The organism is Pantoea sp. LS15, assembly GCF_012241585.1.
In the GTDB taxonomy this organism is placed as follows: domain Bacteria; phylum Pseudomonadota; class Gammaproteobacteria; order Enterobacterales; family Enterobacteriaceae; genus Enterobacter.
Genome location: NZ_JAAVXA010000001.1, coordinates 382,135 through 407,135, shown reverse-complemented (window position 1 = coordinate 407,135; position 25,001 = coordinate 382,135). Strand labels below are relative to the sequence as shown.

At 55.5% G+C, this 25,001-nt stretch carries 23 protein-coding genes; 9 read left to right on the top strand and 14 right to left on the bottom strand.

The features are described 5' to 3' along the window. The first annotated feature begins 86 nt into the window (after nt 1–86). Together HED65_RS01910 and HED65_RS01905 are read left to right on the top strand one after the other, a co-directional pair. Nucleotides 87–374 carry a VF530 family protein gene (locus HED65_RS01910; RefSeq protein WP_114977194.1) on the top strand — a complete coding sequence of 96 codons (288 nt, stop codon included), beginning with the start codon at nt 87–89 and terminating at the stop codon, nt 372–374. Nucleotides 375–381: 7 nt separating this feature from the next. Continuing rightward, nucleotides 382–1,674, top strand: coding sequence for a glycoside hydrolase family 10-like protein (locus HED65_RS01905; protein WP_114977193.1), 1,293 nt, complete (start codon nt 382–384; stop codon nt 1,672–1,674). A gap of 42 nt (nt 1,675–1,716) precedes the next feature. Here HED65_RS01905 and dsbG read toward each other — a convergent pair whose 3' ends face one another. From dsbG to HED65_RS01835, 14 genes are all read right to left on the bottom strand, one after another. Next, nucleotides 1,717–2,475: a thiol:disulfide interchange protein DsbG gene (dsbG, locus tag HED65_RS01900; RefSeq protein ID WP_114977192.1), complete on the bottom strand. Its 759-nt coding sequence runs from the start codon at nt 2,473–2,475 to the stop codon at nt 1,717–1,719. Nucleotides 2,476–2,517: 42 nt separating this feature from the next. Next, entirely contained in the window at nt 2,518–3,129 is a 612-nt protein-coding gene (locus HED65_RS01895) for a DsbA family protein (protein WP_114977191.1), read from the bottom strand. Nucleotides 3,130–3,136: 7 nt separating this feature from the next. Next, on the bottom strand, nt 3,137–5,158 hold the full coding sequence (locus HED65_RS01890) for a protein-disulfide reductase DsbD family protein (protein WP_114977190.1): 2,022 nt from the start codon (nt 5,156–5,158) through the stop codon (nt 3,137–3,139). A gap of 47 nt (nt 5,159–5,205) precedes the next feature. Then, complete coding sequence (locus tag HED65_RS01885) at nt 5,206–5,577, bottom strand: hypothetical protein (RefSeq protein ID WP_114977189.1); 372 nt, start codon at nt 5,575–5,577, stop codon at nt 5,206–5,208. A gap of 87 nt (nt 5,578–5,664) precedes the next feature. Continuing rightward, a complete protein-coding gene (locus HED65_RS01880) occupies nt 5,665–6,225 on the bottom strand; it encodes an RNA polymerase sigma factor (RefSeq protein WP_114977458.1) in 561 nt (186 codons plus the stop codon). Nucleotides 6,226–6,230: 5 nt separating this feature from the next. Next, the gene (locus HED65_RS01875) at nt 6,231–6,650 is read right to left on the bottom strand and encodes a hypothetical protein (protein WP_114977188.1); all 420 of its coding nucleotides are present in this window, start codon (nt 6,648–6,650) and stop codon (nt 6,231–6,233) included. 258 nt (nt 6,651–6,908) lie between these two features. After that, on the bottom strand, nt 6,909–8,459 hold the full coding sequence (locus tag HED65_RS01870) for a methyl-accepting chemotaxis protein (RefSeq protein WP_114977187.1): 1,551 nt from the start codon (nt 8,457–8,459) through the stop codon (nt 6,909–6,911). A gap of 89 nt (nt 8,460–8,548) precedes the next feature. After that, nucleotides 8,549–9,565 carry a LacI family DNA-binding transcriptional regulator gene (locus HED65_RS01865; RefSeq protein WP_114977186.1) on the bottom strand — a complete coding sequence of 339 codons (1,017 nt, stop codon included), beginning with the start codon at nt 9,563–9,565 and terminating at the stop codon, nt 8,549–8,551. 28 nt (nt 9,566–9,593) lie between these two features. Then, nucleotides 9,594–11,000 (bottom strand): sucrose-6-phosphate hydrolase, encoded by a 1,407-nt coding sequence (locus HED65_RS01860; RefSeq protein WP_114977185.1) that lies wholly within the window; start codon nt 10,998–11,000, stop codon nt 9,594–9,596. Then, on the bottom strand, nt 11,000–12,370 hold the full coding sequence (locus tag HED65_RS01855) for a sucrose-specific PTS transporter subunit IIBC (protein WP_114977184.1): 1,371 nt from the start codon (nt 12,368–12,370) through the stop codon (nt 11,000–11,002). Before HED65_RS01855 ends, HED65_RS01860 begins: the two co-directional genes overlap by 1 nt. Before the next feature lie 66 nt (nt 12,371–12,436). Continuing rightward, entirely contained in the window at nt 12,437–13,954 is a 1,518-nt protein-coding gene (locus HED65_RS01850; RefSeq protein ID WP_114977183.1) for a carbohydrate porin, read from the bottom strand. A 173-nt stretch (nt 13,955–14,127) separates the two neighbouring features. Continuing rightward, nucleotides 14,128–15,018 (bottom strand): fructokinase, encoded by an 891-nt coding sequence (gene cscK, locus HED65_RS01845; RefSeq protein WP_114977182.1) that lies wholly within the window; start codon nt 15,016–15,018, stop codon nt 14,128–14,130. A gap of 89 nt (nt 15,019–15,107) precedes the next feature. Next, on the bottom strand, nt 15,108–16,319 hold the full coding sequence (locus HED65_RS01840; RefSeq protein ID WP_114977181.1) for a diguanylate phosphodiesterase: 1,212 nt from the start codon (nt 16,317–16,319) through the stop codon (nt 15,108–15,110). 102 nt (nt 16,320–16,421) lie between these two features. Then, nucleotides 16,422–17,897 (bottom strand): alpha/beta hydrolase, encoded by a 1,476-nt coding sequence (locus HED65_RS01835; protein ID WP_114977180.1) that lies wholly within the window; start codon nt 17,895–17,897, stop codon nt 16,422–16,424. A 266-nt stretch (nt 17,898–18,163) separates the two neighbouring features. Between HED65_RS01835 and HED65_RS01830 the strand changes: the two genes are divergently transcribed. From HED65_RS01830 to HED65_RS01800, 7 genes are read left to right on the top strand one after another with little or no spacing between them, the layout of a single operon-like run. After that, nucleotides 18,164–19,018: a MurR/RpiR family transcriptional regulator gene (locus HED65_RS01830; RefSeq protein WP_114977179.1), complete on the top strand. Its 855-nt coding sequence runs from the start codon at nt 18,164–18,166 to the stop codon at nt 19,016–19,018. 12 nt (nt 19,019–19,030) lie between these two features. Continuing rightward, entirely contained in the window at nt 19,031–19,606 is a 576-nt protein-coding gene (gene ddpX / locus HED65_RS01825) for a D-alanyl-D-alanine dipeptidase (RefSeq protein ID WP_028018944.1), read from the top strand. A gap of 15 nt (nt 19,607–19,621) precedes the next feature. Next, nucleotides 19,622–21,154, top strand: a complete 1,533-nt coding sequence (locus tag HED65_RS01820) for an ABC transporter substrate-binding protein (protein ID WP_114977178.1) — start codon at nt 19,622–19,624, stop codon at nt 21,152–21,154. Between the two features lie 23 nt (nt 21,155–21,177). Next, on the top strand, nt 21,178–22,200 hold the full coding sequence (locus HED65_RS01815; protein WP_114977177.1) for an ABC transporter permease: 1,023 nt from the start codon (nt 21,178–21,180) through the stop codon (nt 22,198–22,200). After that, nucleotides 22,197–23,093: a D,D-dipeptide ABC transporter permease gene (ddpC, locus tag HED65_RS01810; protein WP_114977176.1), complete on the top strand. Its 897-nt coding sequence runs from the start codon at nt 22,197–22,199 to the stop codon at nt 23,091–23,093. The genes HED65_RS01815 and ddpC overlap by 4 nt, the downstream gene beginning before the upstream one ends. Next, complete coding sequence (locus HED65_RS01805) at nt 23,090–24,076, top strand: ABC transporter ATP-binding protein (protein ID WP_114977175.1); 987 nt, start codon at nt 23,090–23,092, stop codon at nt 24,074–24,076. The genes ddpC and HED65_RS01805 overlap by 4 nt, the downstream gene beginning before the upstream one ends. After that, nucleotides 24,069–24,998, top strand: coding sequence for an oligopeptide/dipeptide ABC transporter ATP-binding protein (locus HED65_RS01800; protein WP_114977174.1), 930 nt, complete (start codon nt 24,069–24,071; stop codon nt 24,996–24,998). The genes HED65_RS01805 and HED65_RS01800 overlap by 8 nt, the downstream gene beginning before the upstream one ends. Nucleotides 24,999–25,001 lie beyond the last annotated feature (3 nt).

Sequence of the window (25,001 nt, the reverse complement as noted above, 5' to 3'; positions counted from 1 at the left end):
CGGGATGTCATTGCCGCTTCCCGTGCTTTCTTGTACCCTTTCACCGGTTAACCCAATCCCATTAAAATTGAGACATTCGGACGCTTATGACTGCACACATTTCTAACGATCCTTTGCATGGCGTAACGCTGGAGATGATGGTCAACGCCCTGGTGGCACGATATGGCTGGAACGAGTTGGGCGACCGAATCAAAATTAACTGTTTCAGAAAAGATCCCAGCGTTAAATCGAGCCTGAAATTTTTGCGCCGTACACCCTGGGCACGCGCGGAAGTCGAAGCCCTGTATCTGGACTCCCTCAACGATGAAGGACACGCAGAACAGGAAACGCCCGCCTTTAATCCCTGGGCTAACAGTCGGATTATCAAGAGCTAATACGCAAATGACGCGACATGTAAAACGGATTGGTGCGCTGGCTGGCTGCGCACTTTTACTTGTGAGCTGCTCCTCAAAACCACCGAAATCACTGGTTACTCCTCTTCCTGGCGTGAGCGAACCAACGCAGCAGGCCAACGAGCCGATGCGCGGGATCTGGCTGGCGACCGTTTCCCGCCTCGACTGGCCCCCTGTCGCATCAGTGAATGGCCGAAGCGCTGACCAACGCATCGCGATGCAAAAACAGGCACTGACCAGCAAGCTCGACAATCTTAAGCATCTCGGGATTAACACCGTCTTTTTCCAGGTGAAACCGGACAGCACGGCCCTCTGGTCGTCAAAAATCTTACCGTGGTCAGATATGCTGACAGGTAACATCGGCGAATATCCTGGATACGATCCGCTGCAGTTCATGCTCGATGAAGCGCACAAGCGCGGCATGAAAGTGCATGCCTGGTTCAACCCGTACCGCGTATCGACCAACACTAAGCCGTCAACCATCGCCGCCCTGAACCGGACCTCATACCAGACTCCGTCCAGTGTCTATGTTCAGCACCCGGAGTGGGTACGCATTTCAGGCGATCGTTTCGTACTCGACCCGGGCATTCCGGAAGTGCGCGACTGGATCACCCGAGTGGTCACCGAAGTGGTGGCAAACTACCCGATAGACGGCGTGCAGTTTGATGATTACTTTTATGCCGAATCACCCGGTTCGGCGCTCAATGACGCGCAGACTTACCGGCAGTACGGCCAGGGATTTGCCTCAAAAGCTGACTGGCGAAGACATAACACGCAGCAGTTGATCGTGCAGGTTTCCCACGCAGTTAAACAGACAAAACCCGGCGTTGCGTTTGGCGTCAGCCCGGCTGGCGTGTGGCGTAACCGTTCATTTGACCCGGCAGGGTCGGACACCCGGGGAGCTGCGGCCTATGATGAATCCTTCGCGGATACACGTCAGTGGGTACAACAAGGCTTACTCGACTACATCGCCCCGCAGATTTACTGGCCCTTCTCCCGGGATGCTGCGCGCTACGACGTGCTGACCAAATGGTGGGCAGATGTCGTGAAATCGACTCACACTCGCCTGTATATCGGCGTTGCGTTCTACAAAGTGGGTGAACCGTCGAAAAATGAACCGGACTGGATGGTTCAGGGCGGTGTACCGGAGCTGAAAAAACAGCTCGATCTGAACGATTCGCTGCCCAATGTGAATGGAACGATCCTGTTCCGGGAAGATTACCTGAACCAGCCGCAGACCCAGCAAGCAGTCAACTACCTCAGGGGGCGCTGGGGTAGCTAAGAGAATATCAGGCAGAAACGTTCCGTTTCTGCCTGTTTTCGCTTACGGCTTCGGCCCGAACATCGCCTCAAGCTGTTTTTCATCCGGCATACCCACCACCTGCTGAAGCTCATTTTCCGCATTCAGATAATAAATAGCTGGCGTGGCGTTAGCGCCCAGAGCGTCCATTAATGTCTGGTGTTTCTGCAGTATTTCAACGGTTTCACGGGATGCGCTGCCTTCCGGTTTTGGCAATTTTTTGCCGCCAGATAATTCGTAATCACGCCAGGCCGAGACCGGATCTTTCGCATTCAGTATGGCGGCGGCATTACGTCCGCTGTTGGGGTTGAGAAACGCCACCAGCAGCGTATTGAGCTGAACGTTACCGGCCTTCACCCACGGTTGCGCCTCTGACCAGAACTGTTTGCAGTACGGGCAGAACGGATCCGCAAACACAAAGACTTTGCGCGGGGCGTTCTCCGCCCCTTCTTTCAGGGGATACGCCGCGTTAAGCTTTTTCCACATTTCGCGTCCCATCGGGGCATAGATCTCTTTCTGGAAATATCCTTCGCTGAGGTTTTTTCCTTTGTCATCGTACAGATACCCCGAGATCACGTGCTTGCCGTCCGGCGTTAAAAAGAGCGTCACGCCCATATCCTGATATTGTCCAAGCCAGGCTGGCACACCGCCAGGTGCATCCAGTTTCTTAATGATTTTAATGTCCTGCTGCTCGCTAAAGTGTTTTACCACATCCGGTATGGCTTCAGCCGCCTGCGCCAGCCCTGACGATACCAGCGCCGAAAGTAACAGTAATTTTTTCATTTCCCTCTCCGGTTTATCGGGGGCATCAAGCCCCCTTTCAGGTTAGCGGTTTTTCAGTGCGTCACTGACCATTTCATCGAACTGTTCAAACGGGACCCAGCCGGGAAGCAATCCCTCGCCGATAAGCGTCGCGGGTGTTCCCTGAATCCCCATTTTTTCTGCGACGATCAGGCTGCGCTTAATCGTCATCAGGCTCTCCTCATCAGGCGTCGTGACACTCACCCCTGCCCGTTTTTGCGCCTCCTGAATACTGGCTTCATCGTGGTACCCCTTTCTGACCATCAGGGTATGGTTCAATTTCATAAATTGCTCCGGATGCGCGCGCCAGAGTGTTAAGGCGTCACGCGCTGCGGTCAGCGAACTTTCCGAGCGGAAAGGCAAAAACTTAAAGACCACTGCGACATCCGGGTATTTTTCGACAATTTTCTCCAGGTACGGGTCGAATTTCTTACAGTACGGGCAGTTGTAGTCCGTAAAGACCACCAGGGTCAGTTTTGGGTTTTTCGCGCCGATGCGCGGGGAGTTCGGATCATTAAACAGGAAATCAGAGATCATCTTCTGCGCACGTTGTTCCTGGTCCGTCGTCAGGGGTGTTGCCGCCATCACCTGAATGGAGGCCAGAAGTAGCAGCAGCGTAATAAAGATTTTTTTCATGACACAGTTAGCCTTTTGCATTGTTCAGGGTGGCGACAAGGGTGCGCTTATCCAGCAGCGGCGAGAGGATCTCCCCGTCCGGGATACCGGGGCCATACACCTCATTAAACGGAATGGCATAGCGGTTTCGCTTCTCTAGAAACGCAGCGATAAGCGCGGAAGGCTGGCTCCAGTCTCCGCGCAGGGCCACCACGTCCGGCTGACTCAGTGCGGCAATGATGTCCGGCTGATTCAGTACCCGATGCTCATTAACCTTACAGGTCACACACCAGTCGGCAGAGATATCTACAAACACCCGTTTCCCCTGCGCAAGCGCATGCTCGATAGCCTCTTCACTGAGCGGCTGCCACGGGATCGTCTGCTGCACATTTTGCGTTGCGAGGACAGGTGGTGCGTTAAGCAACCCGCGCAGTTGGTATCCGCCAAATACCGACAGGGAGATCACTACCAACCAGAACAGTGGCGAGGACGTTTGCCCCTTCATTGTGAAGAGCGCCAGCGCAATAACAATCAGAACCAGCATTACGATCTGACCAACCGTTTCACCCAGATGCAGGTTAAACAGCGTCGCCAGCCAGAGGCTGGAGGCCAGCATCATCAGGCCAAGGATGATCTTCAGGGTGTTCATCCAGCGCCCGGGCTTCGGCAATAACGTGGCCGTTTTTGGCACCAGGGCAACAAACAGCCACGGCAAACTCATTCCCACGCCGAGCATCAGGAAAATGAGCCACAGGGTCTGCAACGGTGCGCCGAGGGCAAACGCCACGGCAGTACCGAGGAATGGTGCGGAGCACGGCGTGGCCAGTAGCGTGGCGAACATCCCTTCACAGAAACTGCCACCCAGCCCCGTACCGCCCGTCGCGGCCAGGCGTCCTGCGGCGGCAGAAGGCAGCAGCATCTCAAACACCCCAAACAGGTTCAGCGCGAAGAGGAAAGTCACGGCGACCATCAGACCGATAAACCACGGGTTCTGGAACTGAATGCCCCAACCCAGCGATGCCCCGGTCAGCTTAAGCGCAGTCACCATCGCGGCAAGCAGCATAAAGGAGGTGAGGATCCCGGCGCTGGTTGCCAGAAAACGCAGCCTGATCGTTCGTCTGTCTGAGCCCGCATGCAGGATACTGTTGAGCTTCATGCCCATCACCGGCAATACGCAGGGCATCAGGTTCAGGATCAACCCGCCCAACAGCGCAAAGAACACCATTTTTCCCGTGCCGGGCGCTGCGGACGCAGCAGGCGTTGCTCCAACCGTCATTACGGTTTGCTGGGCTTTACTGCCATTGGTCAACACAAAAGACAGAGTTTTACCTGCCAGCGAGGTGGGCTTATCTCCCCACTCATCGGTGACAGGAACGGTCACCCGAAGCTGATGACCGTCGTGTTTAATGACGGGTTCTCCCGGAAGAATATCCCCCTCCAGCGGGTCAAAATAGATCCCCGGATTGTCCCACTTTCCTTCCGTTGTCCCTGTAATGACCAGATTGCCGTCCGCCAGCCAGGCAGTAAGGTCAGATGAAACGCCTGACGAGCCAGGAATGGAACGCATTGCGTGGTCGAAGGCATCACGAAAACCGGCATCGACCGGTTGATTAAAATCGAGATGTAGCGGGTAGTCCGTCAGCAGGCAGACGTTACTGCACGTGGAAAGCGTCAGCGTTCCGTCGAGCGCGTCTCCCTTCACCCCGTCGAGGACAATCGGGATCGTGACCTTGTCGTGATAACCCTGCGTGGTCATGCCGGAGATATCGAAGCGCGACGGGACCGGCCAGGACCAGCTGTCCGTTACGCCTTCCGGCCAGCTGATTTTCGGTGCAACGCCGCCCTCTCCCGGCGAACGCCAGTAGGTTTTCCAGCCAAGCTTTAGCTCGACAGTGAGCAAGCCCTGAATGCGGTTTTGATCCCTTTCCGCCTGAAAGCGGATACGGGCATGATCATTTTGTGGGGAGACCTGCCAGCCAGTGTCTGCCGCATGGGTAATACCGATGCAGGACAGCCACAGGAAGACGAACCCCCTGAAAAGGTTAAACATGTTTTACTCCGTGAATAGTGAAAATTATCGTGTGGTGACGATGTTTTTCATTCACGGAAAACGCAGTTTTTAAGATGTATTCGGGGAGGAGGTGCCTGAACGGGTTGTTCTCTGGAAACAAATACCCGCCCCTGCGTTAACAGTTGCAGGAGGGCAAAGAAGATAATAATGGCTGGCAGTGCGCCATCGAAAAACAGTGGCTGCGCGCAGAGAAGCGAGTGTGCGCCCAGTTGACAAGGTGACGGGCCGGGCTGTTCAGTGTTGCTGTTTTGAGCTGGGGCGTCAGCCATCTGGGACGTTTGCGGATCCAGTCCCTGTAAAAAATGGTTGAGATACACCGCACGCTGCACGAGACAAAGTGCCATCGCGAGACAGGTGATGATCAAAAGCCATTTTCCGAGAAGCTGACGGTTGCGCATAACATTCCAGAGTAACAAGACGCCCCGATCATAAACGATAGTGATGAATCTACAAGCTCCGGAAGTGTAAGGTTTTGTCTGTCGCCGCTATTCACCGGTCAGCGCGTCATAAACATCCCGCAGCCGCGTACGCAGAAACAACACCGCCTTGTGCTTACGGGATAACAGCGCCTGCTCGCTGGCACCCGTCTCCTCTGCCAGCATTTTAATGCTGTACCCGTGAAGCTCGGTCTTTTCGAATACCTCCCGCTGCGGCGGTGGAAGTTCAGACAACGCCTGTTCCAGTTCTTCCCACAACAGCGTTTTGAGATACTCCTCTTCCGGTGTCTGCGGTATACCAAACAGGGTTTCGGCCAGTTCGTCTTCCGGAAAACTGTCTTCATCGTCACCCGTAAAATAGCCGGAGAGCGAAACCTCGCGTTTTTTCCGCGACCGGTCAGTCATCTCATTACGCGCCGCGCGGAACAGCCACGCAGCAACGTTCTCGACGGGCTGTTCCACTTTCATCAGCTGATACGTGACTTCCTGCAAAATGTCGTCGGCATCATCACGGACGGACGTGCGCCCGCGAATGAAGGCTTTCAGCCGGGCGCGACAGGCATTGAGCGCCGACATCAGCATGGATCCGCCCGCCTCCCCGGCTTTCATTTCGCTCACTCTGCTTCCGGCGTTTTTGGCGCGTTGTCATCGCGTTTTTCGTCACGATGGCCGTGCCAGCCGCAGTGTCCGCGCCCATGACGACCAAACCCTTCACGACGCTGCTGAATAAACGCCTCGCGCTGTTCGGGGGTCATGTTCATCCAGCGCTCGTGCATCCGGCGGTGTGCACCAAACATCCCGGGACGAAAACCCAGCCCGCCAAACAGAATGCGGCTCAGCACCAGTATGCCCAGCGCCTGCCAGAACCCGATGGCTTTCACGCCGAGGATCGCCGGAAGCAAGGCGTTCCACAGGGACATTACCAGCAGGCCGAGTGCAACGAAGATCACTGCGCCGATGACTAAACCCTTGCCCATACGGTGGCGACCGAATCCGCGTCCGTGACCTCTTTCGTGCATATCAAAATCTCTCATGGTGTTTACCTCGTTTACAGTAACTGATTATGGCTTGTGATGAGGTAGACGAATGAGGGAGGGAAATATTGCTGGGGTGAATAAAAAAATTTTTGTGCTGACGGATTTGAATACATTGTGCTCACTGCCGGCGGGGGCTATCTCAGTACGGTCAATCTTCCGGCATGGCAGATTATCCTGGTCGGATAGCAATCGGCAGGCTTGCCCGAATTACGCCATACACAAAAAAGGCTCCCGCAGGAGCCTACTTCCATTCAATCAAGCCTGCACCGGCAAACTAAAACTCGAAATACTTCTCGAAAGCTGCTGCGCCTGCTCTTCCAGCGATGCCGCGGCCGCGGCGGACTGCTGCACCAGCGCGGCGTTCTGCTGGGTCACGCCGTCCATCTCGGTTACCGCCTGTCCGACCTGGCTGATCCCACGGCTCTGCTCTTCAGAGGCGACGGAGATCTGCTCCATCAGCGTATTCACTTTATTAACAGAACCGATAATGGAATCGATCACTTCGCCCGAACGGTTCACCAGTTCGGCGCCGTTTTTCACGCTGGAAACCGACTGCGCAATCAGGCTCTCGATGTCCTTGGCCGCCACCGCGCTTTTCTGCGCCAGGGTGCGTACTTCACTTGCCACAACCGCAAAACCGCGTCCCTGCGTACCGGCGCGCGCCGCTTCAACTGCCGCGTTCAGCGCCAGAATATTGGTCTGGAAAGCGATGCTGTTGATGACGCTGGTAATGTCTTCGATACGCTTCGAGTTTGCCGCGATAGTATTCATGGTGTCGATGACTTCACGGGTCACCGCTTCACCGGTATGGGCATTTTTCACCGCGTCCTGCACCAGTTTTCCGGCCTGATAGACGTTATCGGTATTGTTCGCCACGGTTGCGCTCAGTTCTTCCATGCTGGCCGCTGTCTGAGTCAACGCGGAAGCCTGCTGCTCGGTACGTGACGCCAGGTCAATATTCCCGGAGGCAATCTCTTGCGCTGCGTGGGTCACGGCATGGCTCGCATCGCGCACCTGGGCGATGGTCGCAAGCAGTGCCTGACGCATCTGCTCCATCGAACTCATAAGATGATCGATTTCGTTGCCGGAGCGTCCCTTCACCGGCACCGGGATGTCCAGCTTGCCTGCCGCAATCTGGCTGCAGTGTTCGCGCGCCAGGTTTACCGGGGCAAACACAAAGCGCTTCATCAGCAGGCTGACCGCGACAATCACCACCACAAACAGGCAGGCGATTGCGGCAATCATCACCAGACCTGAAACGAAGTTGCTGCTCGCATCTTCGTTCAGGCTTTTGGCATATTTCTGGTGGACGGAAAGCACCTGGTCGAGAACAATCTCGTACTGGCGGTCGAGGCGGGACACTTCCGGGATCAGGGCGTTAAATTTGGCAACATCGTGGGCTTCGGCAGCATTGATCAGCGGTACCAGTCCCTGGTTGCGGTAGTTTTGCCAGCCATCCTGATAGGCACTCACCAGCGGCGCTTCATCCGTCAGACGCGGCGAATCCATAAAGGCCGCAAAGGCGTGATCCGCTTTGGTCAGCGCCTCTTTCACTGCGGCAAGCTTCGCAGACTCGTCTGCCGAGTTGCCCGCCTCCACCATCTTCACATACTCCATGACCCGAACACGCAGGGTACGGCTGTGGTTGATGGGGTCAATAATCGACAGCACAACCTGGATCTCTTTGTTCACGTTATCCAGGGAATTATTACTTTTAATGATGAGGCCAACGCTGGTGACGGTGCTGACAACAAAGAAGAAAAGCAGTGAGAACAGGACAATCAGGGACGACTTTTTCAACGACATAGACCAATACCTCAAGGAGAATTATTCCTTATGGTTATCGGCGCTTCCAAAACTTAAATTAATTAAAGTTATTGATGTATCGGGCAGAGCTATACTGCTGACTTATAGCGTCGTTGCAGGGTGGCATCCAGCTTGCGCTGCAAGGGCTGAGGCGTCTCCCCTTCGATCAATTTGCTAATTAAATCAAAGCAGTGCCAGGCCAGCTGACGGTTATCCTGACGAATAGTATCGACAGGGATCGTCAGCGAATCGTAGAGATAGTGATCGTCAAAACTGGCTAACCTGATATCGCTTTGCAACAGGTTATGTTGGCCCATATAGCGCAACACCCCTTCCAGCAGACCGCAGGCGGCGGTGAAAAGCGCTTTCGGCGGCCGCCCCAGGCGAGCGCAAAGTTCAGCGAACATCTCGTATCCGGAACTTGGATGATAGTTGCCGTGAATGATCCACTCGGGGCGCAGCGTCACATTGGCTTCACGCAAACCTTGCTTAAACCCTTCCAGGCGGTCGCGAGTTGGGGAAAGACGGGGTTGACCGCCGAGGAAGTAGAACTCATCAGGATGCTGACGCGCAATGTCAGCCACCAGTTCCGTCGTCGGGGTAATGGAATCGGTGATCACCAGCGGCAGCGCGCTGTCGTTGATATGGCGGTCAAAAAGGACAACGGGTAATTGTTCACTCAGTTTATGGTAGTCCGCATCATTGAGCATGCTGGAAGCCACAATCAGCCCGTCCACCTGACGCGCCACCATGTTATTCACCACTACCGTCTCCTGCCCCGGATTTTCATCGCTACAGGAGATCAGCAACTGAACGCCAGCCTCACGGCACAGCGTCTCCAGCTCGTGAGAAAACACGGCAAAACCGTAGTTGGTGATTTCAGGAACCACCAGGCCAATGGTGTGGCTACGGTTATCACGCAGCGACCGGGCATGAATGCTGGGCTGATAGTGGTGCTCTTTTGCAATCGCCAGCACGCGTTCACGCGTCTCTTCCGCTACGCGCAGCTCTTTGCTGCGCCCGTTCAGGACCAGGCTGGCGGTGGCTTTTGACACCCCCGCCAGTTCCGCGATGTCTTTTATGGTGACGCGTTTTGTTTTTCTCACAACGACTTAGATCCGGCTGCCAAAACCCTCATTCTATCATGCAGGCGCGCAGCGACCAGTAGCGTAATGTGATGTCGGACGCACCTTCGAATCGTACCCGGGCCGGATGGTCAGGAAAATAGCGGCTGCTCATCACCCCTTCACCGTGATTGATGAAAATTTCGACGCTGGAGCGGTCGCACAGAATGCGTAAATGGCTGACATCCCCCAGCCAGTAGCGGGTCAATGTTTCTCCGGTTTTCAGACTGGCGCGTTCCAGACGCAGCCCCTGGTCATCGACCGTGAGACGCAAAGTTCCACCAAAATTAACGTTCACATGCGATGTGTTCAGTTCAAACTCCAGACGCGTCGCATCCAGTTCTGGCGCATCACTGGCGCTCCCCTGCCAGCGTTGCTCTCCTTCACGCAACGCTTCCAGTTCACGAGCCGGGGTCTGCCAGAGCTTGCCGTCGTGGTAGCGTAATTCTCGCGGACAGGTCATCTGGTGCATCCAGCCATGCGTTCGCGTTGGCTGAAGCATCTCTTCTCCGTCCGGCACGCCCATCCAGCCGATCAGAATGCGTCGACCATCTTCCGCCAGCGTCGTTTGCGGCGCGTAAAATTCAAACCCGGCATCCAGCTCATGCAGCTCACCGTGTTCAAACGCAGCGCGCGCATAGTCAAATGCCCCACTCATCCATGTGGCCGGGTAAGTGTTGAGATAGCGATGCGGTTCGCGCGCCAGCCCCTGCGGACAGCTGATCAAAACATGCGTCCCATCGAGCGCAAACAGATCCGGGCACTCCCACATATACCCTGCATCCGTCAGGCCGTTAACGCCGTGACCGGCGATCTCGCCGCAGGACACCCAGTCGTGCAAATCAGCGGATTTGAACAGCAGCACTTTGCCGCGCTTTTGCAGATCTTGCGCACCCAGCACCATGTACCATTGCCCTTCATGTTTCCACACTTTCGGGTCGCGCACGTGGCCGGTGTACCCTTCCGGTAGTGCAAGCACGGGGCCAAGTTTCTTAAAGCTGCCGTCCGGTTGTTCCACGGCCAGACACTGCCAGGCGGTGCGGTTGCCGTCATCGAATTTGACGTTGCCGGTGTAACACAGGGTCAAAACGCCCTCGTTATCCACAGCGCTACCGGAGTAACAACCGTTGCGGTCATATTCTTCATCGGGCATTAACGCCATCGGTTCATGCTGCCAGTGCACCAGATCCGCAGAACTCCAGTGCCCCCAACATTTAAACCGATGTTCGCAGTCCAGCGGGTTCCACTGATAAAACAGATGATAACGCCCGGCAAACCAGATAAATCCGTTGGGATCGTTCATCAGCCCTGTCGCTGGCGCAGGGTGCCATTGTGGATAATGGCTGTCTGCAATCGCGCGCGGCTGGCCTTTCATAACGGCCTGCAGGATCGCAGGCCAGCGTGAAGGAAACGTCATTATTCTGAATCCGTTTTATATTTCAGCAGCAGCGAGACGGTAAACGCCACGCCGAAGGCAATCACCATGCCGATAATATAGTTGAGCAGAGAGCTTGCCTGCACAATGGCCATACCCGGAATAGCGGTCAACCCAACGGCGGTCATGTAAACATGCACTGAGACCACCCAGGCCCCGCCCACCGCGCCGCCAATCAATGCGGCAATAAACGGTTTTACGAAACGCAGGTTGATACCAAAAATAGCCGCTTCAGTGATACCGAGCATGGCAGAGAACGCCGACGGTAAGGTAATGGCTTTGATTTTCGCATCTTTGGTTTTGAACCACACCGCCAGACAGGCGCCGCCCTGTGCTACGTTCGCCATCGCCCAGATCGGCAGCAGGAAGTTAACACCAATCGACGGGTTACCCAGCAGACCTGCTTCAATCGCGTGGAAACTGTGGTGAATACCGGTGATGACAATCACCGAGTAAAGCCCGCCAAACAGCAGCCCTGCCAGCCAGCCTGCATGTTCAATTAATGTGCTCAGAATAAAGGAGATGCCGTCGCCCAGCGCACGCCCAGCCGGACCGATAATCAGTAAGGCGACAAAACCGGAGATAACGACCGTCAGGAACGGTGTCAGAATCAGGTCTACCGCATCCGGGATCACGCGGCGCAGGTTTTTCTCCACGATGCTCATAAACCAGACGGCGAGCAGTACCGGGAATACTGTGCCCTGGTAGCCAATCATCGCGATCTCAAGGCCGAAGAAATTCATGGTGTGGAAACCGGACGCCACGCCCCAGGCGTTGGTCAGTGCCGGATGCGTCAGAATGCCACCCAACGTCGCACCGAGATACGGGTTACCGCCAAATTCCCGCGCCGCGGTAAAACCAATCAGAATAGGCAGAATGATAAACGCCGCCGAGCTGCACATATCCAGTATGATGTAGATGGCGTTATCCGCATTGACCCAGCCATAGGTTTTCACCATACCGAGCAGGCCCATCAGCAAACCAGAGGCAACAATTGCGGGAATGATAGGAACAAAGATGTTTGAAAGCAGACGGGCAATGCGCTGGAACGGGTTCAGCTTGCGCGCCGCCAGATCCGCGGCTTCAGATTTACTTGATTCGCTGATCTCCGCCGCCTGAATAAACGCGGCGTAAACCTTGTTGACCACGCCTGTGCCAAAAATCACCTGCATCTGCCCGGCGTTACGAAAACAGCCTTTCACGCCCTCGACCTTACCGATGGCTTGCTGATCGGCAAGCGCGTCATCGACCAGCACCAGACGAAGACGGGTTGCGCAGTGCGCCGCGCTGGCGATATTTTCCTTGCCACCGAGCAGCGGAATAAGCTCGCGGGCGATTTGATTAAAATCCATAGATACCTCTGCCTGACTTCTTTTTATGATGTGCGAAACGCCCCCGCCAGGCGGGAGCGTGATGGGTTAAAACCAGGTTTCCATCTGGACCCCAAAGTTCCATTCCCCGCCTGCGTTGAAACCGCTGCTGCCAAAGGCATCATCGCTGGCGTAGTTATCCAGTTTGCTGCTCCAGTCCATCCAGGTGGCAAACAGGCGCAGCTCCGGACGGCTGAAGAAATCGCCGATTTTGCTCGCTTTTAACGTTGGCGCAAAGGTCAGCTTGTAGAAACTGCCGTTGACGGCGTTGCGGTCCTTATAGCCTTCCGGGTTTAAATCCATGTACTGATAGCTTCCCTCAAACGCCAGGGCGAAGTTCTGAGTCACCTCTTTAATCAGACGGGTATTGAGCGTCACCCACTCATAGCTATCGCCCTTGACGTAACGATCTTTACTGCTTTGCGCCAGGACAGCAGGCGCAACGCTCCAGCTCCCGCCAATTGGCGTGACACCGTAACTTGCAAAGCGCCAGGTATCCGCCTCAGACAGCAATGCGCCATCGGAACCGATACTTTTCACTTCCGCACCCAGCCCGTGACCGTACAGCAGCGCCGTTTTGGCTGTCCCTTCACGCAGTCCGTAGAAACTCTCATTGTGCAACCCAACGAGAGCATGAACGCCGGTATTGGCGGCATCGGTTTTGATGAGATCCCCGTTGGTGTCTTTACGGTCGTCGTTATCTTTCGCTCGCAGACCGCTGACCATCAGCTGGAACGGTCCGGCGAAGTGGTTCATGCTAAGGATATAGTTCTGAACGTTATTGTCGGTCTGCTCAACGCTACCGAAGTTGCGGCCGTAAATGGAGAAGTTGCTGCGCAGCGAATCGTTCCATTTCACGTCATAAACACCGCCACCGGTACCCGCAAGGAACACGACGTCGGAATCCAGCCAGTGAATATCAAAGTTGTCGCGGTCAAAGCGTTTACCCGCCCAGAAGGTACTGCCCTTCAGCGCACCGGTAAAATCAGGCAAGTTGCCCAGCTCCGCAAAGGCCTGACGAATATTGAGATCGCTGGTATCGGCAGACCAGTCGTTATAGGTTCGCTGACCGTCGGCCAGCATTGCTTTGAAGCGCGTTGTCGCCCCGTTATCCAGGGTTTGTTTATGCTCCAGATTCAGCTCAACGTAGGTGTCAGCCTCGTTACCCAGACGCCCTACCGCACCGCCGGTTTCACCGGCTGGCGTCAGGTAAGGGCCGCTTTTGCTGCTGGAGGCCGCATCGTTCATCAGCAGGCCAGAACGGGCATAGCCGTGGAACTCAAACCCGCTGCTTTGGTCCGCTTTCTTCTCCAGCGCGGTAGTGCGTTGAGCCACTTCCTGAGTTGTCGTTTGCGCCTGCTGCTGAGCCGCAACCAGTTGCTGCGTTTTTTGTTCTGCATCTGTCGCACGTTTCTCAGCAACCTGCGCACGCGTCTCCGCATCCTGAAGACGCTGTTCCATCGCCGCAAGTCGCGCTTCGATGCTTGTCATATCCGTTTGGGCAAAAACAGAGGTACTTCCGGCCAGCATGCCTATCATCACGGCAAGTCTGCGTTTTTTATACATTTTGTCGCATCCCTAAAAGAAGTCATTAATAGTGCTAAATTGCTAAACCGGTTTAGGTTGCTGATACTAAACCGCCGAATTTTGGATCGGCAATCTTTTTTGCTAAACCGTTTTAGTAAGTGTGATCGGGGCGACAATTCAGGCCACCCAAGGGCGGCCAGTGAAGGGAGAAATTACAGTGCGTGTTGATATGGCAGAGCAGTCATTGCCCCTTTCGCCGTGGTGGCTAACGCACCGCAGCGCTGAGCTAAAGCGATAACGGGCGTCAGCGCCTGACCTGCAGCAAGCCCATACAGCAAACCCGCCACGAAGGCGTCGCCTGCGCCGGTGGTATCGACACATTTCACGGGCGTGGCCGGATAGTGTTTCACGGTGCCCTCATGCCAGGCGATAACGCCCTCTTTACCCTGGGTGACCAGCACCAGATGCGCCGGGCAACGTTGCATCAGCGTATCCAGACCGACGTTTACCTGCATTTCTCCGGTTAAAAACGCCAGCTCTTCGACGGAGAGTTTTACCACGTCTGCGCTCTGCAGGGCCTGTTCAAGGTAGCGACGCAGTTCGTTCTCATCCGGCCAGAGGTCCGGGCGAATATTGGGATCGAAACTGACGTAACCGCCCGCCTCCCGGATGGCGGCCATCGCCTGAAATGTCGCAGAACGGCTCGGCTCTGCGCTTAACGCGATAGAACAGACATGCAGCCACTCCCCGGCGCTGAACGTTGGCAGATCGGCGGGTTCCAGAAACAGATCGGCACTCGGACGCACCATGAAAGTAAAAGAGCGTTCGCCCTGGTCGTCGAGATCGACCACCACCGTTGAGGTGCGGTGCGCCGGGTCAAGGTGCATCCACTCCACGTCGACTCGCTCGTCAGCTAATGTCTTAGACATAAAACGTCCGAAAGGATCATCGCCAACCCTGCCGATAAAGGCGCTCTGGCCGCCCAGCCGGGCAATACCGACCGCGACGTTTGCCGGTGCGCCACCGGGACACTGCAATAATCTGCCTTCTCCATCTGGCAGTAAATCCACTACCGCATCGCCAAGTACCCAGATTTTTTTCATGTGATCCTCTTAGCTAAACCATGTTAAACCGTTTTAGCTATTTAAGCACAGGCCAGGCAAAGGGGAAACAATGTGGGAGGAAAATTGGTTTAACGCACCAGATGTGGCCAGTGAATATCGCCTGTGCCATTGAGCTGGGGACGGGCAAACAGGAACCCCTGAAAACGGCGGATCCCGGCGGATTCAAGCCAGCACCACTCCTCTAATTTCTCGATGCCTTCAGCCACCAGAGTGATTTCTAGGTCGGAGCAACAGCTGACAATCGACCGCACGATCGCCTGTTTCGGGCCGCTAAGATGAATATTGCTGACAATTTCCCGGTCGATTTTAATTTTATCCGGCTGAAATCTGGTCAGCAGCGAAAGCCCCGCATAACCGGAGCCAAAATCGTCAATCGCCAGGCCAATACCTTCGGCACGAAGTTGTTTAATGGCGCTATTAAACTGGTTGAAACCGGAAATCATCTCATTTTCAGTGACTTCAATGACCACCTGCTCCGGCTGAAGCCCATGTTTTTTAATTTGATCCACCAGGAACGCTACGGCATCGGGGACATTGACCAGCGACATCGGCAACAGATTTACCGCAATTTTATGGCTGCCAATACCCAGTTTTTGGGCCAGCGCAAAGGCATAGGCTTTCGTCTGGAGATCAATTTCGTAGATTTTATCCGGCTCGAGGGAACTAAAAAAATGTTCCGGGCTTCCACCGTCATTACCGCGAATGAGGGCTTCAAATGAACTGATTTTCCCTTCAGAGGGTTCAACAATGGGCTGGAGCGCAAACTGGCAAGGTTGATTAGCCAGCAGGCCCAGACTCGCTCCTGGCGGTAATGTTTCCGTCGTAAGCGTCCATTTTGTCGGGTCGTAACGTTCTTCAACCGAGGACGGACGTTGATCGGTAATAAACGTCTGAATAAATTTGAATACCCGATCATCAGAGACGAGATAACTGTCCAGTTTGCTGTAACGCAGAACCGACTGTAGCACCTCTTTCGGCGACTGGATCTGCAGGTCGAAGAGCAGCATACCGACATTTTCGAACCGTCTGCGTGGGCCATAGTCCCGCATCAGTTCAACTACGCCACTGTGCCGTTTGTCATCACGGATTTTATGGAACAACTTAACAACGCTCTCTTCCGAACCCTCAAGAATTTGCAGAATTTCACTCCCTCTTGAGAGGAGAACGCCTGTGATACTCAGTTTTGAATTACGGAGCTTAGCCCGCTCGACCAGCTCCCGCAGCTCACTGGACGGGTGGGATAAATTCAACTGGCTTCGGTAAATGAGCGTTGTCAGCACAAGAGCAGGTTCCAATGAGAGAGAAAAGTGCCTTGAACCTACTGTTTATCATAATTAATCAGTACGACCTAACATATTCACGCCACAAGGGTTCTTTACTTTTTATTGTTCCCCGATCCGGCTGTCGATCCTCTCCAGCATGTAGTCGTAGAACGGGTTTGAGGTGACTCGCATGAGCGCCTCTTTCCCGACGCTCAACACAGAGGTTTCTCCCCAGAGCGCAATCGTCCCCAGGCTAATCCCATAGTGGTTTTTCACACCAGGTTCGCGGCCATACAGATCGTCATCCGGTGGGAACGGCACAGCAATATGCGACAGAGAATAGATATCCTTCGGCCAGGATTGCGCAAGCGGCGCGACCGTCTCCTGCGTGCTGCCTGTCGGGGTTGTTTTCGCCACCGTCGAGAAACTGTGCGCGTCAGCATTCGTGATAATAGTGACACTGTAACGCCTCTGTTCGACGGGCAGCAGCGCCGAGGTTGCTGTCCAGGACGATGGCTTAAATAGCGGGCGGAAACTCGCCGCCTGGTTGATATCAAACACCACCAGTTCACTGCCGTTTGCAGGAAGCTGATCAAATAACCCGGTGACCACCGCGCGGGTGCTGACAGTGGAATCCATCACCGACTGGAATGCCAGAACCGGTGGCAACTGTCCCAGTTTGTGTTCCCGTGCAGCACGGCCAAGCTGTTCCTGCAGAGTCTTCGTCAACAGCCATGACTGGCGAGCGGCATTTACCGGGAACGAGTTGTATTTATACGGATTATATTCCGGTGAGATGTTTAGCCACGCCGCTTTGGCAAACGCCGGTAGTAGCGCCGGTAACCCGGCAAAACCGGCAAACCGCGCAAAGGCCGTTACGCCAATCATCGGTGAGAGCAATATCACCTGCTGTGGTCGATGAAGCGCAGTGGAGTCCAGTGCATCAAGGGTATATTTCAGTGCCAGCGCCCCGCCGTTGGAGTACCCCACCAGATGCAGGGGGACTTTCTCTCCCGCCAGACGCGTGGCTTCCCGTACGGCAAGGCGCGTCGCCGCCAGCCACATCTCCCAGTCAACATCCGTCAGCGCGCCGGGCGCGGTGCCGTGTCCGGGTAGACGCGGTACAACTGCCACAAAGCCGTGCTGCTGATAATGCAAAGCCAGGTGTCTGACGCTGTATGGCGAGTCCGTCAATCCGTGTAGCAGCACCACCGCACCGCGCGGCTTTCCGGCAGGCATCAGCACAAATGAGCGATTGGCATCAGGTGAAAACTGACCGGGCCACACCAGGCTCTGGCGGTAATAGCGGTTTAACGACGTGCGTTCCTCACCCTCTGTTTCCGCCGTCACCGCGTTATCAAGATCGGTGAAAATGGTATTTTCCCGGGCGACATATCCGGCGAAATCCGCTTTATCCAGTTCACGGACGGACATCTCATCTGCACGCCAGGTATGCCAGAGGTGCAGTTCCGGGCCCTGTTGAGAGAGATACACCCGCACAGCAAGCAGAACGACGAGGACAATCCCCACAACCATCGCCATTTTCTTTGCGAGAACCATCAGGCGCACGCTGACACGCCAGGGCAAATTCGCCATGCCGGTATCCCTTTCATATTCGCAGTGTCTATATCTTACCAAAAATGTGAAGAGGCTGACGTATTCAACAAATTCATCCCTGCCCGCTCAGACAGTGCACCAAAAGTGAACTAGGCTGCACAAATGTTGATCATTGGTTAATTAAATATTGCATGAAGTTTGCAGCATAGCGTGTTCTCACCACCCTGTGCCTTTGGCACGCGTCATGCATTGTTAATCAGGTAACACAATTCTGGCGACTGACAGCCTGTTAACAGCGAGGCGGTATGACGACAAAACCCGAGATGTTGAGCCGTATCGAAGCGACCTTCAGCCAACTGACGCCCAGTGAAAAGCGGGTTGGCAGCTGGCTACTGGCGCACACCGCGCAAATTCCGTTTGAAACGGCTGAGAGCGTCGGTCTGGCCACTGGCACCAGCGGCATAACCGTCGGACGTTTCCTGCGCAAGCTTGGGTATCGCAACCTGGAAGATGCCAAAAAAAGCCTGCGCGACCCTTACCAGCCCTGGGGCATGAATGAGCGTCTGGACTCCTGGCAGCAGCAGCGCCCCCTGCCCAATCGCCTTCAGCACGCGTTGTCGCTGGAAGTGGATGCCATCACCCAGGTGTATCAGTTGGCGCAAACGGACACCTTCCGTCAGGTGGTGCATCAGTTGGCTCACGCAGAGGCCGTTTTTGTGCTGGGAATTCAGTCGACCCGCGGGATCGCCAACGCCTTCTTCAGCCACCTCGAGTACCTCCGCCCGGGCGTCAGTTATTCCGAGGGGGCATCCGGGAGCTGGGTTGAATCTCTGAACTCCGGATTTTCGCATCCCTATGTGGTGCTGACAGATACCCGTACCTACTCCGCTGTCGCCCGTCAGTACTGCCGTGTTGCAAGCGAGAAACAGATCCCCCTGGCCTTGATCACTGATATCTGGTGTCCGTGGGCACGCGATTATCCGATTGATTTACTGCAAGTGAAAACCGATACCGGCCATTTCTGGGATTCGCTTGCCCCCGTGAGCTGTCTGTTCAACCTGCTGCTGTCGGGCGTGGTGGAAGCGTTAGGTGACGAGCTTCCGGCGCGCCTGGCCGTAAACCGACAATTACAACAAGAGTTTGGCCAATTCGAACGCTAAAGGAGCGGAGCTATGCCCGAAGAGAGTGAACTGATTGATGTGGCGAAAGCGTTTCCCACGCTGCATATCGATCTGAAGTACGCCACCGCCGATAACATTACTGGCCGTCCGATCTATCAGGAGGCGCAGTGCCTACTGCATACCGATGCTGCCACTGCACTGGCGAAAGCCATCGGTATTGCCACGCTGGCCGGGTTGAAACTGGTGGTGTACGACGCTTATCGACCACAACAGGCGCAGGCTCAACTGTGGGATGCCTGCCCGAATCCGGAATATGTGGTGGATGTGGCGATTGGCTCCAATCACAGCCGCGGTACAGCCATCGACGTCACGCTGATGGATGAACATAACACCGTGCTGGATATGGGGGCCGGTTTTGACGAAATGCATGACCGTTCGCATCCGTATCATCCCTCCGTGCCACCGCACGCCCAGCGCAACCGTCTGTTGCTGAACGCCATCATGTTCGGTGGCGGTTTTGTGGGGATCAGCAGCGAATGGTGGCATTTCGAACTGCCGAACGCCGCCAGCTATCCGCTGCTTGATGACCGTTTTGCCTGTTTTCCACTGACGCACACCCCTCTTTAAACCTGGAGCACTGCCATGAAAACAACGCTACTCACGACCCTGATTGCCGCGACGCTGGCTTTGAGCGCCCCACTTGCACTGGCTGCCGTCCCGAAAGACATGCTGGTGATCGGTAAAGCGGCTGACCCGCAAACACTCGATCCTGCCGTGACGATTGATAACAACGACTGGACCGTCACCTATCCGTCCTATCAACGACTGGTGAAATACAAGCCCGGTACAACCGAAGTGGAAGGTGATCTGTCAACAGGATGGAAAGCCTCCGACGATCAGAAAGAGTGGACCTTTACCCTGACGGACAATGCGAAATTCTCCGACGGTACGCCGGTCACCGCCGAAGCGGTCAAGCTTTCGTTCGAACGCTTGCTGAAACTCAGCCAGGGGCCGTCAGAAGCCTTCCCGAAAGACCTGAAAATTGATGCCGTTGATGACCATACGGTGAAATTCACGCTCAGCCAGCCGTTCGCCCCGTTCCTCTACACGCTGGCGAACGACGGCGCCTCCATCATTAACCCGGCGGTGTTGAAAGCGAATGCGGCGGACGATGCGCGCGGTTTTCTGGCGCAAAACACCGCTGGCTCAGGCCCGTTCATGCTGAAAAGCTGGCAGAAAGGTCAGCAACTGGTACTGGTGCAAAACCCTCACTGGCAGGGTGATAAACCGCACTTTAAACGCGTGTCCGTGAAAATAATCGGTGAGAGCGCCTCCCGCCGACTGCAGCTTTCCCGTGGTGATCTGGACATTGCTGACTCTCTGCCGGTTGATCAACTGGCCGCCCTGAAACAGGAAGGCAAAGTGGCCGTCGCAGAATACCCTTCTTTGCGTGTGACCTACCTGTATCTTAACAACAGTAAGGCTCCGCTTAATCAGGTGGATTTACGCCGGGCTGTCTCCTGGGCAACTGATTATCAGGGAATGGTGAAAGGCATTCTGAGCGGCAATGGCAAACAGATGCGTGGCCCGATCCCGGACGGTATGTGGGGCTTTGACGCGACTGCCATGCAGTACAGTTTTGACGAGGCCAAAGCCAAAGCGGCGCTGGAGAAGGTGAAAGACAAACCGGCCAGCCTGACCTTCCTCTACTCGGACAACGACCCGAACTGGGAGCCTATCGCCCTCTCCACCCAGGCCAGTCTCGGCAAGCTCGGCATTAACGTCAAGCTGGAAAAACTGGCAAACGCCACCATGCGTGACCGTGTCGGTAAAGGTGATTATGACATTGCCATCGGCAACTGGAGCCCGGATTTTGCCGATCCGTATATGTTCATGAACTACTGGTTCGAGTCGGACAAAAAAGGGCTGCCAGGTAACCGTTCGTTCTATGAGAACAAAGAGGTGGATTCGCTGCTGCAGGCGGCGCTGAAAACTACCGATCAGGCGGAGCGCACCAAAGATTACCAGCAGGCGCAAAAAGTGGTGATCGACGAAGCCGCGTACGTTTATCTGTTCCAGAAGAATTACCAGCTGGCGATGAACAAAGACGTTAAAGGCTTCACCTTTAATCCGATGCTCGAGCAGGTGTTCAACATCGCCACCATGAGTAAGTAACGGTTCTCGCCGGGGGAAAGTGTATGACGTTCTGGAGCATTGTGCGCCAGCGCTGCTGGGGGTTACTCCTGGTGGTGGCCGGTGTCTGTATTATTACTTTTATTATTTCACACATGATCCCCGGCGATCCGGCCCGTCTGCTGGCCGGTGACCGTGCCAGCGACGAAATTGTACAGGGCATCCGCCAGCAACTGGGGCTGGATCAACCGCTGTATATCCAGTTTGGCCGCTACGTGGAGGCTCTCGCCCACGGTGATTTAGGGACGTCGATTCGCACCGGGCGTCCGGTTGCGGAAGATTTAAAGGCCTTTTTCCCCGCCACGCTGGAACTGGCTTTTTGTTCCCTGCTGCTGGCCCTGGTGATTGGCGTGCCGCTGGGGATTTTGTCGGCGGTGTATCGTAACCGCTGGCTGGATCATCTGGTGCGTTTAATGGCAATGACCGGGATCTCCACCCCCGCATTCTGGCTCGGGCTGGGCGTCATTGTGCTGTTCTATGGCCATCTGCAAATTCTTCCCGGTGGCGGTCGGCTGGACGACTGGCTTGACCCGCCTGCTCATGTCACCGGGTTTTATCTGATCGATTCCCTGCTGGAAGGCAATGGCGAGGTGTTTTTGAACACCCTGCAGCATCTGATTTTACCCTCACTGACGCTGGCGTTTGTGCATCTGGGCATTGTGGCGCGGCAGGTACGTTCAGCGATGCTGGAGCAGCTTAGCGAAGATTACATTCGTACTGCCCGCGCCAGCGGGTTGCCGGGCTGGTATATCGTACTGCGCTATGCCTTACCTAACGCCATGATCCCGTCAATTACCGTACTCGGACTGGCGCTGGGCGACCTGCTTTATGGTGCCGTGCTTACCGAAACCGTCTTCGCCTGGCCGGGAATGGGTGCCTGGGTGGTGACCTCTATCCAGGCGCTCGATTTCCCTGCCGTAATGGGTTTCGCGGTCGTCGTCTCGCTGGCATATGTGCTGGTTAATCTGGTGGTCGATCTGCTTTACCTGTGGATTGACCCACGAATCGGGCGCGGAGGTGCCGAATGATGTTAACCCAGGAAACGACCGCCCCCGTAAAACCAGTGAAACAGCGCATCAACTGGGCCAAGCTCTTCTGGATGCTGCGTCAAAGCCCGCTCACGATCGTTGGTGGCGTCATTATGATCGCCATGCTGCTTCTGATGGTGACCTCACCGTGGATAGTGCCGCACGACCCGAATGCGCTGGATCTCACCGCCCGTCTACAGGCACCGTCGGCACAACACTGGTTTGGCACTGACGAGGTGGGACGCGATCTGTTCAGCCGCGTACTGACAGGCAGTCAGCAATCCATTACCGCCGGGCTGGCCGTTGTGGTCATTGCAGGAGGGATTGGCTCGCTGCTGGGCTGTTTGTCCGGTGTTCTGGGTGGACGTGGCGACGCCATTATTATGCGGGTGATGGACATTATGCTCTCTATTCCCTCCCTGGTACTCACCATGGCGCTGGCCGCCGCGTTGGGCCCGAGCCTGTTTAACGCCATGCTGGCGATTGCGATTGTCCGCATTCCGTTCTACGTCCGCCTGGCGCGCGGGCAAACGCTGGTGGTACGTCAGTTTACCTATGTCCAGGCCGCCCGCACGTTTGGCGCATCGCGCTGGCATTTAATCCGCTGGCATATCCTGCGCAATGCCCTGCCACCGCTGATTGTGCAGGCCTCACTGGATATCGGTAGCGCCATTCTGATGGCCGCCACACTGGGCTTTATTGGTTTGGGTGCTCAGCAACCGACCGCCGAATGGGGCGCAATGGTGGCTGTTGGCCGTAACTACGTACTCGACCAGTGGTGGTATTGCGCCTTTCCTGGTGCGGCCATTTTGATTACTGCTGTGGGCTTTAATCTGTTTGGTGACGGTATCCGCGATCTGCTGGATCCGAAATCGGGAGGGAAGCAGTCATGACCGAATCAGTATTAACCATTGAAGATTTACATCTGAGTTTCCCGATTTTTCGCGGTGAGGTCCATGCCCTCAACAACGTCTCGCTGGAGATCAAACGAGGTGAAATCGTTGGCGTAGTCGGTGAATCGGGTTCGGGAAAATCGGTTACCGCCATGCTGGCTATGCGCCTGCTGCCGGAAGGCAGCTACCACATCCATCACGGTCAGGTGAAGTTACTGGGTGAAAATGTCCTGACGGCATCCGAGAAACAGCTTCGCCAGTGGCGAGGCGCAAAAGTGGCAATGATTTTTCAGGAGCCGATGACCGCACTCAACCCGACGCGGAAGATTGGCAAACAGATGGTGGAGGTGATCCGCCAGCATCAGCCGCTTTCACGGCGCGAGGCGCAGCAGAAGGCGATTACTCTGCTGGAGGAGATGCAAATCCCGGACGCGAAGCAGGTCATGGAGCGTTATCCGTTCGAGCTATCAGGCGGCATGCGTCAGCGGGTGATGATCGCCCTTGCCTTCTCCTGCGAGCCTGAACTTATCATCGCCGACGAACCCACCACGGCACTGGATGTCACCGTTCAGTTACAGGTGCTCCGGCTGCTGAAGCACAAAGCACGCGCCAGCGGTACCTCGGTGCTGTTTATTAGCCACGATATGGCTGTGGTGTCGCAACTCTGCGATCGCATGTATGTGATGTACGCGGGTAGCGTGATAGAAAGCGGCTCCACGCAAACGCTAATCCACCATCCCGTGCATCCTTATTCTATCGGTCTGTTGCAGTGTGCACCTGAAAATGGTCTGCCGCGCGACATGCTTCCGGCGATCCCCGGCACGGTACCCAATCTCAGCCAGCTTCCACAAGGATGCGCTTTCCGCGAGCGTTGCTTTGCCGCCGGGGTGAAATGCAGTGAAACACCGCGCTTACAATTCAATGGCGCAGAAGGCCAACAGGCTGCCTGCTGGTATCCACAACGGGAGCAACACCATGTCTGATGTACTACTGGAACTGGATAGCGTGCACGTGAATTTTCCGGCACGCAAAAACTGGCTGGGTCGCGTAACGGAGCAGGTACATGCCCTGAACGGGCTTGATTTACAGATCCGTCGGGGGGAAACACTGGGTATTGTCGGTGAGTCCGGCTGCGGGAAAAGCACGCTGGCACAACTGTTGATGGGCATGCTTAAACCCAGCACCGGTGCCTGCCAGCGGACACAGCACGCGGGCGGCATGCAGATGGTTTTCCAGGACCCGCTCTCCTCACTCGATCCGCGTTTGCCGGTCTGGCGCATTATCACCGAACCCGTCTGGGTGCAAAAACGCAGCAGTGAGCGCGAACGCCGCCAGCTTGCTGAAAACCTGGCACTGCTGGTAGGTATTCGACCGGAATATCTCGACCGACTCCCTCACGCCTTTTCCGGTGGACAGCGTCAGCGCATTGCTATCGCCCGGGCGCTATCGTCTGATCCGGATATTATAGTGCTCGATGAACCCACCAGCGCGCTGGATATCTCGGTGCAGGCGCAAATCCTCAACCTGCTGGTAAAACTGCAACAGCAGCGTAATCTGACCTTTGTTCTGATCTCCCATAACGTTTCGGTGGTCAGGCACATGAGCGACCGCGTGGCGGTGATGTATCTGGGTCAGATTGTTGAACTGGGCAGTGCCGAACAGGTGTTGGGGGAGCCGCGCCATCCTTACACCCGGCTGCTGCTTGACTCCGTTCCCAGAACAGGTCAACCGCTGGATGAAGGGCTGGCGCTGCGTAAGACTGAACTTCCCGGAAACCGTCATTTGCCTGTTGGCTGTTTTTTCCGTGACCGTTGCCCGATGGCCACACAAGGGTGTGAACGCCCGCAGCCGCTACAGCCTTCAGTCGCGGAATGTAGCGTGCGCTGCTGGCGTAATGTGGATTAATTG

Bases quoted from the DNA above. Each gene is read 5' to 3' on its own strand.
- HED65_RS01875 (WP_114977188.1), bottom strand. From the start codon at position 6,650: ATGAGAGATTTTGATATGCACGAAAGAGGTCACGGACGCGGATTCGGT.
- HED65_RS01895 (WP_114977191.1), bottom strand. From the start codon at position 3,129: ATGAAAAAAATCTTTATTACGCTGCTGCTACTTCTGGCCTCCATTCAG.
- HED65_RS01830 (WP_114977179.1), top strand. From the start codon at position 18,164: ATGACGACAAAACCCGAGATGTTGAGCCGTATCGAAGCGACCTTCAGC.
- HED65_RS01820 (WP_114977178.1), top strand. From the start codon at position 19,622: ATGAAAACAACGCTACTCACGACCCTGATTGCCGCGACGCTGGCTTTG.
- HED65_RS01905 (WP_114977193.1), top strand. From the start codon at position 382: ATGACGCGACATGTAAAACGGATTGGTGCGCTGGCTGGCTGCGCACTT.
- HED65_RS01880 (WP_114977458.1), bottom strand. From the start codon at position 6,225: ATGAAAGCCGGGGAGGCGGGCGGATCCATGCTGATGTCGGCGCTCAAT.
- HED65_RS01805 (WP_114977175.1), top strand. From the start codon at position 23,090: ATGACCGAATCAGTATTAACCATTGAAGATTTACATCTGAGTTTCCCG.
- HED65_RS01910 (WP_114977194.1), top strand. From the start codon at position 87: ATGACTGCACACATTTCTAACGATCCTTTGCATGGCGTAACGCTGGAG.
- cscK (WP_114977182.1), bottom strand. From the start codon at position 15,018: ATGAAAAAAATCTGGGTACTTGGCGATGCGGTAGTGGATTTACTGCCA.
- HED65_RS01885 (WP_114977189.1), bottom strand. From the start codon at position 5,577: ATGCGCAACCGTCAGCTTCTCGGAAAATGGCTTTTGATCATCACCTGT.
- HED65_RS01850 (WP_114977183.1), bottom strand. From the start codon at position 13,954: ATGTATAAAAAACGCAGACTTGCCGTGATGATAGGCATGCTGGCCGGA.
- ddpC (WP_114977176.1), top strand. From the start codon at position 22,197: ATGATGTTAACCCAGGAAACGACCGCCCCCGTAAAACCAGTGAAACAG.
- HED65_RS01860 (WP_114977185.1), bottom strand. From the start codon at position 11,000: ATGACGTTTCCTTCACGCTGGCCTGCGATCCTGCAGGCCGTTATGAAA.
- HED65_RS01890 (WP_114977190.1), bottom strand. From the start codon at position 5,158: ATGTTTAACCTTTTCAGGGGGTTCGTCTTCCTGTGGCTGTCCTGCATC.
- HED65_RS01870 (WP_114977187.1), bottom strand. From the start codon at position 8,459: ATGTCGTTGAAAAAGTCGTCCCTGATTGTCCTGTTCTCACTGCTTTTC.
- HED65_RS01835 (WP_114977180.1), bottom strand. From the start codon at position 17,897: ATGGCGAATTTGCCCTGGCGTGTCAGCGTGCGCCTGATGGTTCTCGCA.
- HED65_RS01815 (WP_114977177.1), top strand. From the start codon at position 21,178: ATGACGTTCTGGAGCATTGTGCGCCAGCGCTGCTGGGGGTTACTCCTG.
- dsbG (WP_114977192.1), bottom strand. From the start codon at position 2,475: ATGAAAAAATTACTGTTACTTTCGGCGCTGGTATCGTCAGGGCTGGCG.
- HED65_RS01855 (WP_114977184.1), bottom strand. From the start codon at position 12,370: ATGGATTTTAATCAAATCGCCCGCGAGCTTATTCCGCTGCTCGGTGGC.
- HED65_RS01800 (WP_114977174.1), top strand. From the start codon at position 24,069: ATGTCTGATGTACTACTGGAACTGGATAGCGTGCACGTGAATTTTCCG.
- ddpX (WP_028018944.1), top strand. From the start codon at position 19,031: ATGCCCGAAGAGAGTGAACTGATTGATGTGGCGAAAGCGTTTCCCACG.